The sequence below is a fragment of the Nocardia sp. CC201C genome (assembly GCF_030010695.1).
In the GTDB taxonomy this organism is placed as follows: Bacteria; Actinomycetota; Actinomycetes; order Mycobacteriales; family Mycobacteriaceae; genus Nocardia; species Nocardia otitidiscaviarum.
This window is the reverse complement of sequence record NZ_JASCXP010000376.1, coordinates 1-7,391: the sequence shown is the minus strand read 5'-3', so window position 1 is coordinate 7,391 and position 7,391 is coordinate 1. Positions and strand designations below refer to the sequence as shown.

The following is a 7,391-nucleotide window of genomic DNA, read 5'->3' as shown; positions in this document are numbered from 1 at the left end:
GACGACCGCGGTCACCGACCGCGCGCCCGTCTCGGTCCAGCAGGTGGTGGCGCAGGGTCCGCTGGAATCACCGGACCCGATCCCGATCACCGCGACCTTCGAACTGCTGGCGGTGAACGGGGAATCGCGCGTGGACATGTGGTGCGCCTACGCGGCCAGCGACTACGCCTATGAGTGGGAGCTGTCGCTGTGGGTGGTGCGCACGGACGGCACCCAGTCCAAGTTGGCGGAGTGGACCGCCGCGCCCGGAGCGGAATTCACCCCGGACGGAACGACTTCCGTGCCCCCGGAACGGTTGCGGGCCATCGAGGTGCGCGACGAGGCGGGCCGGGTGCTGCTGTCGGCGACGCTCGGGCAGTAGCGGGGCGACGTGAAACCCCCTGCGAAGGCAGGGGGTTTCACCCGGTCGGTCAGTTCGCGCGCCTGCGGAACATGGCATTGGACCAGAGGTAGCCGAGCACCGCGAGAGCCACGCACCAGGCGATGGCCAAGATGCCGTTCTTGCCGATCTCGGTGCCCATCAGCAGTCCGCGCAGGGTTTCGGTGATCGGCGAGAAGGGCTGGTACTCGGCGAACTGCCGCACCCCGGCGGGCATGGTGTCGGTGGGCACCAGACCGCTGCCGAGGAAGGGCAGCATGGTGATGGGCAGCGGCAGATTGCCCGCGCTCTCCGGGGTCTGGGCGATCAAGCCGATGCCGACCGCCAGCCAGTTCAGCGCGATGGTGACGAGGACGATCAGGCCAAGGGCCGCAAGCCATTCCAGTGGATTCGCGTTCGTGCGGAAACCGACGGCGAAAGCCACCAGAGTCATGGCGATCACGCCGAGCAGGGCCTGGATGGCGGTACCGATCACCTGGCCGTTGAGCATGGCCGACTGCGCGATCGACATGGACCGGAACCGACTGACAATGCCCTTGGTCATATCGCTGGCCACCATGACCGCCAGACCCGCGCAGACGAACGCCGGAACCATCAGCATCATGCCGGGGGCCAGGTAGTCGATGTACTTCGCGTCCCCGGTGGCCTCCTTCAGCGCGCCGCCGAAGATGTAGTTGAACATCAGCAGCAGAATGATCGGCATCAGCACAACGCTCGTCGCCAGCCCGGGATAGCGCTTGGCGTGCAGCAGATTCCGGCGCAGCATCGTCTTGGTGTCGGCGATCCCGTGCGATCTGGTGTCATAGGTTCGGGTCGCGGTCTGCACGGTGCTCATCGCACGATCTCCTGTTCGATGCGGTCGGTGTCGGCGCGGCCGGCGTCGGCCGATCCGGATCCGGTGAGGGCGAGGAAGACGTCGTCGAGGTCGGGCGTGTGCACGGACAGCCCCTCGGGTTCGATGCGCTCGACATCGAGGCGGTCGAGCACCTCGCGCACCGAACGCACCCCGCCGTCGCTGGGGATGGCGAGGGTCAGATCACCATTGACCTGTGCGGCGCCCCCGAATATCCGGGCGGCGGCGACCAAGGCGTCCCGGTCGGCGAAGTCGAGCCGGATGTAGCCGCCGGGGACGAGCCGCTTGAGTTCGTCCGCCGTACCCTCGGCGACGATGCGGCCGTCGTGCAGTACCGCGATGCGGTCGGCCAGCTGATCGGCCTCCTCCAGATACTGCGTGGTGAGCAGCACGGTGACGCCGCCCGCGACCAGGTCGCGCACGATATCCCAGACCACGCGGCGGCTGCGCGGGTCCAGGCCCACGGTGGGCTCGTCGAGGAAGATGACGCTCGGATCACCGACCAGGGTCATGGCCAGGTCGAGGCGGCGGGTCATGCCGCCGGAATAGCCGCCCGCGGGTCTGTCGGCGGCCTCCTCCAGGTCGAAGCGCCGCAGCAGTTCGTCGGCGATGGCGGCGCTCTCGCTCCGGGGCAGATGGTGCAGATCGCCCATGAGCAGCAGGTTTTCGCGCCCGGTGAGCAGTTCGTCCACGGCGGCGAACTGTCCGGTGACGCCGATGGCGGACCGCACCCCGGCGGGCTCGCTCGCGAGGTCGTACCCGTCGACGGTGACGGTGCCGCCGTCCGGGCGGAGCAGGGTGGCGAGGATGCGCACGGTGGTGGTCTTGCCCGCGCCATTCGGGCCGAGCAGGGCGAAGATGGTGCCCTCGGGGACCGCGAGGTCGATCCGGTCGAGCACGATGTGCTCACCGAAGGATTTGCACAACCCGTCGGCCACGATGGCCGGGGTGCGGTGTGCGACGGTCATAGGTTGCTTCTTTCATCATGGGATACGAATAAATGCATGGATCAAGTAGGCCGTGACAGCCCGGCGGGCCGGTCAAGGTTTCGCGGTCGTCTATTCGGTTGGGAGGCGGGTTACTCGACTCAGATGTCGAGGTCCTCCACCGGCGGGCGGTCGGCGATATCGGCGACGCGCCGGAACAGCTGATCGGGGATCAGCCCCCGCAGCTCCTCGATGTCGTCCACGATGGTCAGGTTGTAGTCACCCCAGTCCGGGTCGCCGACGCCGAACATGCGCCGCCAGCTCTTCCTATCCGTCAGCGATCCGGTGACCATGTCGTTCCAGTCGGCGACATGGTCGTGGGCGACGAATTTGCCCTTGCGGCTGCGGTACACCCGCACGTGCCGCTGCGCGGTGTCGTCCATATCGCGCCATTCGCCCAGCAATGAACCGGAGAAGCGGACCTGGCGCACCCCGTTGTGCCCCACGGGGAGCACAATCTCCTCGAAGCCCTCGAGTCGGCCCTCCTCCAGTTCGATATAGCGACGCAGTGCCGTCACGATCGCACCGGACAGATTGCCGCCGACCAGCTCCTGAGCACGGCTGAACAGCGTCAGGTCGTCATCGGATACGTAGATCGTCTTGTTCGGCATGACTTCACTATACGTAGACGTATACGTACACACAAGACTCGACATTCCAGCCCGGTCGAATCGCCGATAATGCAGCGTTGAACCACTCGTGGATCGGCTCCGTATCTCCCTACACGCGGCGGGCACCGGCTCTCGACAGCCCGTCGGCAGCGAGAGGACGTGTATGGACAGCGGGGCCCGGGTCGTCGACTATCTGGTTCGAGCCGTTTCGCGACTGGGGATCCGGCATCTGTTCGGCGTGGACGGCGCGAATATCGAAGACCTCTACGATGCCGTGTTCGACCACAATGCCGCCCTCGAACGGCGGGCCGACGACGACCGCTCACCGCTCACCGCCGTGGTCGCCAAACACGAATTCTCCGCCGCCACCATGGCCGACGGCTACGCCCGCTCCACCGCCGGACTCGGCGTGGTCGTCGCGACCTCCGGCGGCGGCGCGGTGAACCTGGTCGCCGGACTGGCCGAATCCTTCGCCTCCCGAGTCCCCGTCCTCGCACTCGTCGGGCAGCCCCCGACGGTCCTGGAAGGCAAGGGCGCCTTCCAGGACTCCAGCGGTCGAGCGGGGGCATTCGACGCCGTGCGGTTGTTCTCACCCCTCACCCGCTACTGCGCGCGCGTCGAATCCCCCGCCGACCTTCCCACGCAGCTGCGCGACGCGGTGGCGGCGGCCCGGTCCGGCGGGCCCGCGGTACTGTTGCTGCCCAAGGATATTCAGCAGGCCGAGCTGTCGACGCCGCCCGAATTCCACCCGCCCGCGCGGGCGCACCGCCGCGATCGCGCCGGGCTGGAGCGGGTGCGGCGGGCGCTGCGGACCGCCCGCGCCACCGGCAAGGTGGTGATCATCGCCGGTGACCAGGTCGCCCGCGACGACGCCCGAGACGAATTGGCAAGGCTCGCACGCCTGCTCGACGCCTCGGTCGGCGTCGCACCCGATGCCAAGGACGTCTACGACCATCATGCGCCCGGCTACTGCGGAGTGGCGGGCAGCATGGGACATCCCGAACTGCTCGACGCGCTGCACCGGGCGGAGCTGTGTCTGCTCGTCGGCACCCGAATGCCGATCACGGCGCGGGCCGGGCTGGAGGACGCGCTGAGCGCGGTCACGCTGGCCGGTATCGGAGCCGAATCACCGTTCCTGCCCAGCCTGCACGCCCACACCACCGACCTGGCCGCCACGCTCGCCGACCTGTGCACCGATCTCACCCACCCCACCGGCGATATCGCACCCGCCGTCCGCGATTCCGGCCGTATGACTAGTGAATACGCGTCCACGACCACGCCCCTCGGTTCCGGACCGGAGTTGCCGACGCCGGCCGGGGCGCAGTCGCGGGTGAACGTGCTCACCCCCCTCGACGTCCCCCCGGCCGACGGACCGGGCCTGCGGTATCGCGCCATCGTCGAAACCCTCAACGACGCGCTGCCGGACGGCACGGACGTCTTCGCCGACGCGGGCAATACCGGCGCGTCGGTGGTCCACCATCTGCGCGTGCCGCGCGGCGGACGCTTCACCGTCGCACTGGGGATGGGCGGGATGGGGTACGCGTTCGGAGCCGGAATCGGTTCCGCCTTCGCCCGGTGCCGCCGCGCCGACGGCGAGGTGCGGCACACCGTCGTCATCGCCGGAGACGGCGCGTTCTTCATGCACGGCATGGAGATCCACACCGCCGTCGAACACCGGCTGCCCATCACCTTCGTGGTGCTCAACAACAACGCGCACGCCATGTGCATCACCCGCGAACAGCTCTTCTACGGAGACCGCTACAGCTACAACCGCTTTCAACCCGCCGATATCGGCGCGGGCGTGGCCGCCATGTTCCCGGGCCTGCGCACCCATCGACCCACCACCCACGCCGAACTCGCCGCGACGCTGCGGCGGTGCGTCGGCGCCCCGGGACCCTCGTTCGTGGCCGTGGACTGCGATCCGGACGAGGTCCCCCCGTTCACCCCCTTCCTGACCGCTTCGAGGAGGCTCCCGTGACCACCGCCCTGCCCGCTCTCAGCGATATTCCGGAGGAGGTGGTGCCCGGAGTGCTGCGGATCGAGAACTCCGACCGGGAGGCCACCACGCCGATCATCATGGACATGCTGCGGTCGGTGTATCCGCACGATCAGATCTTCGGGCAGTACTGTCCGGTCCAGGACTACATCGCCGCGCCGCCCCGGGAGGTCTACGAATACCTTTCGGACACCAGGAGTCTGGAGGAGTGGACCTACAGTCTGCGCGGCTTCACCGAGACCGACGAGCCGGGACTGTGGCTGGCCGCCGATCGGTTGGGACCGAACACCGAGATCTACACCCGCACCGTCGCCAATCCGGACGCCATGACGGTCGACTACCACTGCGCCTGGGATCAGGGCGAACACCTGTGGATGATCTATCTGATGCGGGTGGTCGACGCCCAGGTGGTGTTGAACAAGCCGGGATCGGTGGTGCTGTGGACGAACTGCCGCCACCCGTTCTACGACGAGAACCCCTACCCGGAGGCCGCGCCCGCGGGCCGCACCGTCTGGGTGGGTGACTTCTGGGAGATGTTCTCCGCCGGGCACAAGCTCGAACTCGACAATCTCAAGGCGATCTGCGAATACCGTGCCGCGCACGGTCTGCCGATCAAGCCCGACTGGATGAAGTGAGGTAGCGCAGTGGATTTCACCGACCCGGCGCTCGCACTGCCACCGGTCAGCCTGGTGGACGTGGCGAGCTATCTGCCCGGCGACCCGGTCGGCACCGAGTACTTCACCCGGTTCTCCCGCTCGGAGCGGATGGCGAAGAACGTCATGTTCCGCGCCCCGCGCGCCCGCCATCACGTCGACCGTGATGAGACGGCGGTGGACATGGTGGAGCGCGCCGTCGAGCCGCTCATCGAACGCCATGGGCGCGACTACATCTCGTCCGTCGACATCCTGCTCACCCACACCCAGTTGCCGGACAATCCCGTGCTGGGGGCCGGTCCCGAGGTGGCACGGCGGCTGGGCATGCGACCCAAGCATGTGATCGATGTGCACAACGGCGGCTGCGCGGCCTTCGTGCACATGATGTCGCTGGCGCGGGATCTCATGCGCGCCACCGACGCCCGCACCGCGCTCATCGCCGCCACCCAGAACTGCGCGGGGCCGGTCTTCACCCAGTCCGAGATTCGCGGCAAGGCACAGGCGCCGGTGCCCGGCGACGGCTGCGGCGTGGGCCTGCTGGTGAAGGACAACAGCGCGCCGATCCTGGGTATCGAATGCCGTACGTACCCCGAATTCGCCGGGGATATGGACTTTTCCACCGGTTCCGAGCGCAAGTACTGGGAGCCGGGCGAGGGGCAGGGCTGTGTGACCTTCAGCGAATCCAAGATCACCAAGGTGTTCGCGCGCGGCAATCGGCTGGTGCCCGAGGTGGCCCTGGCGGTCTGCGACCGCATCGGGGTGAAGGGCCGCGATATCGACACCTTCGTCACCAATCAGCCCAACCGGCTGTTCCTGCGCAACTGGCACGACGCCCTGGAACTGCCTGCCGAACGTCACCCCGACACCTTCGACGAATGCGGAAACCTGTTCGCCGCCGCCATTCCCGTCACCCTCGACGCGGAGCAGCGGGCGGGGCGGCTGCGGCCCGGATCGGTGGTGCTCATGTCGGCCTTCGCCCACGCCGGGGACTTCGCGGGCGCTGCCGCCGTGCGCTGGGGTGCGGTCGGATGACCGCCCTGCCGGTGCCCGGCACCCCGGAACCGGGTGGCGCACCGGTTCGCTACGACCTGAGTCTGAGCGAGAACCCCTTTCCCCCACTGCCTTCGGTACTGCGGGCGCTCAGCGCGGAACTGCCCCGCACGAATCTGTACCCGGAGTTCGAGCCGCGGCGGCTGCCGCGGCTCATCGCCGAGCACGTGGGGGTGACGCCGGACCAGGTGGTGGTCGGGACCGGAGCCACCGGGGTGACCATGCAGATCATGCAGACCCTGGCCGCCCCCGGCCGTCGCATGGTGTTCGCGACGCCCACCTTCGACGGCTACCCGATCATGGCGGCCATGACCGGGCTGGAATCGGTCGGCATAGCGCTGGATTCGTCCGGTCGGCAGCGCCTGTGGGATATGGTCGCGGCGATCGACGACCGGACCGACCTGGTGGCGGTATGCCGCCCGCACAATCCGACCGGAACGGTGGTCTCCGGCAGTGAGCTGAAGGCGTTCCTGCACGCCGTGCCCGCCCGGACACCGGTGATCCTGGACGAGGCGTACGTCGAATTCCTCGGGGCGGCCGAGGCTCTCGACACGATAGAGCTGGTCCGGCGGCATCCGAACCTGCTGGTGCTGCGCACCTTCTCCAAGGCGTACGGGCTGGCCGGGCTGCGCATCGGCTACGCCTTCGGATCCGAGGAGCTCATGCGCCGGGTACGACGGCTGCAACTGCCGTTCGGGATGCCGAGCGGCGCGGTGGCGGCGGTGGCGGCCTCCTACGCGGCGGCCGACGAACTCGCCGTGCGCGTCCTGCGCATCACCACCGAACGGGAACTGCTGCGTACCCGGTTGCGGCGCAACGGCATCCGGGTTCCGCGCGGCAGCGGCAACTTCCTGTATCTGCCC

At 68.3% G+C, this 7,391-nt stretch carries 7 protein-coding genes and 1 pseudogene; 5 read left to right on the top strand and 3 right to left on the bottom strand.

All coding sequences use genetic code 11. From position 1 onward, the window contains the following. A pseudogene (locus QK444_RS28930) lies at positions 1-361 on the top strand (hypothetical protein); the annotation flags it as partial. 49 nt (positions 362-410) lie between these two features. Here the strand turns inward: QK444_RS28930 and QK444_RS28925 are convergent. From QK444_RS28925 to QK444_RS28915, 3 genes are all read right to left on the bottom strand, one after another. Continuing rightward, positions 411-1,214: an ABC transporter permease gene (locus QK444_RS28925; protein WP_282785295.1), complete on the bottom strand. Its 804-nt coding sequence runs from the start codon at positions 1,212-1,214 to the stop codon at positions 411-413. Next, a complete protein-coding gene (locus tag QK444_RS28920; protein WP_282785294.1) occupies positions 1,211-2,200 on the bottom strand; it encodes an ATP-binding cassette domain-containing protein in 990 nt (329 codons plus the stop codon). The genes QK444_RS28925 and QK444_RS28920 overlap by 4 nt, the downstream gene beginning before the upstream one ends. 119 nt (positions 2,201-2,319) lie before the next feature. Beyond that, positions 2,320-2,829 (bottom strand): EXLDI protein, encoded by a 510-nt coding sequence (locus QK444_RS28915; protein ID WP_282785293.1) that lies wholly within the window; start codon positions 2,827-2,829, stop codon positions 2,320-2,322. Positions 2,830-2,992: 163 nt separating this feature from the next. On the opposite strand from QK444_RS28915, the gene QK444_RS28910 reads away from it, so the two are divergent. The 4 genes from QK444_RS28910 to QK444_RS28895 all read left to right on the top strand — a co-directional run. Further along, entirely contained in the window at positions 2,993-4,807 is a 1,815-nt protein-coding gene (locus tag QK444_RS28910; RefSeq protein ID WP_282785292.1) for a thiamine pyrophosphate-binding protein, read from the top strand. Beyond that, positions 4,804-5,460, top strand: coding sequence for an SRPBCC family protein (locus tag QK444_RS28905; protein WP_282785291.1), 657 nt, complete (start codon positions 4,804-4,806; stop codon positions 5,458-5,460). Before QK444_RS28910 ends, QK444_RS28905 begins: the two co-directional genes overlap by 4 nt. Positions 5,461-5,496: 36 nt before the next feature. Then, on the top strand, positions 5,497-6,510 hold the full coding sequence (locus tag QK444_RS28900) for a 3-oxoacyl-[acyl-carrier-protein] synthase III C-terminal domain-containing protein (protein WP_282785296.1): 1,014 nt from the start codon (positions 5,497-5,499) through the stop codon (positions 6,508-6,510). After that, on the top strand, positions 6,507-7,391 hold an 885-nt coding region (locus tag QK444_RS28895), incomplete at its 3' end, for an aminotransferase class I/II-fold pyridoxal phosphate-dependent enzyme (protein WP_282785290.1). The genes QK444_RS28900 and QK444_RS28895, both read left to right, overlap by 4 nt.

Bases quoted from the DNA above. Each gene is read 5' to 3' on its own strand.
- QK444_RS28925 (WP_282785295.1), bottom strand. From the start codon at position 1,214: ATGAGCACCGTGCAGACCGCGACCCGAACCTATGACACCAGATCGCAC.
- QK444_RS28920 (WP_282785294.1), bottom strand. From the start codon at position 2,200: ATGACCGTCGCACACCGCACCCCGGCCATCGTGGCCGACGGGTTGTGC.
- QK444_RS28915 (WP_282785293.1), bottom strand. From the start codon at position 2,829: ATGCCGAACAAGACGATCTACGTATCCGATGACGACCTGACGCTGTTC.
- QK444_RS28910 (WP_282785292.1), top strand. From the start codon at position 2,993: ATGGACAGCGGGGCCCGGGTCGTCGACTATCTGGTTCGAGCCGTTTCG.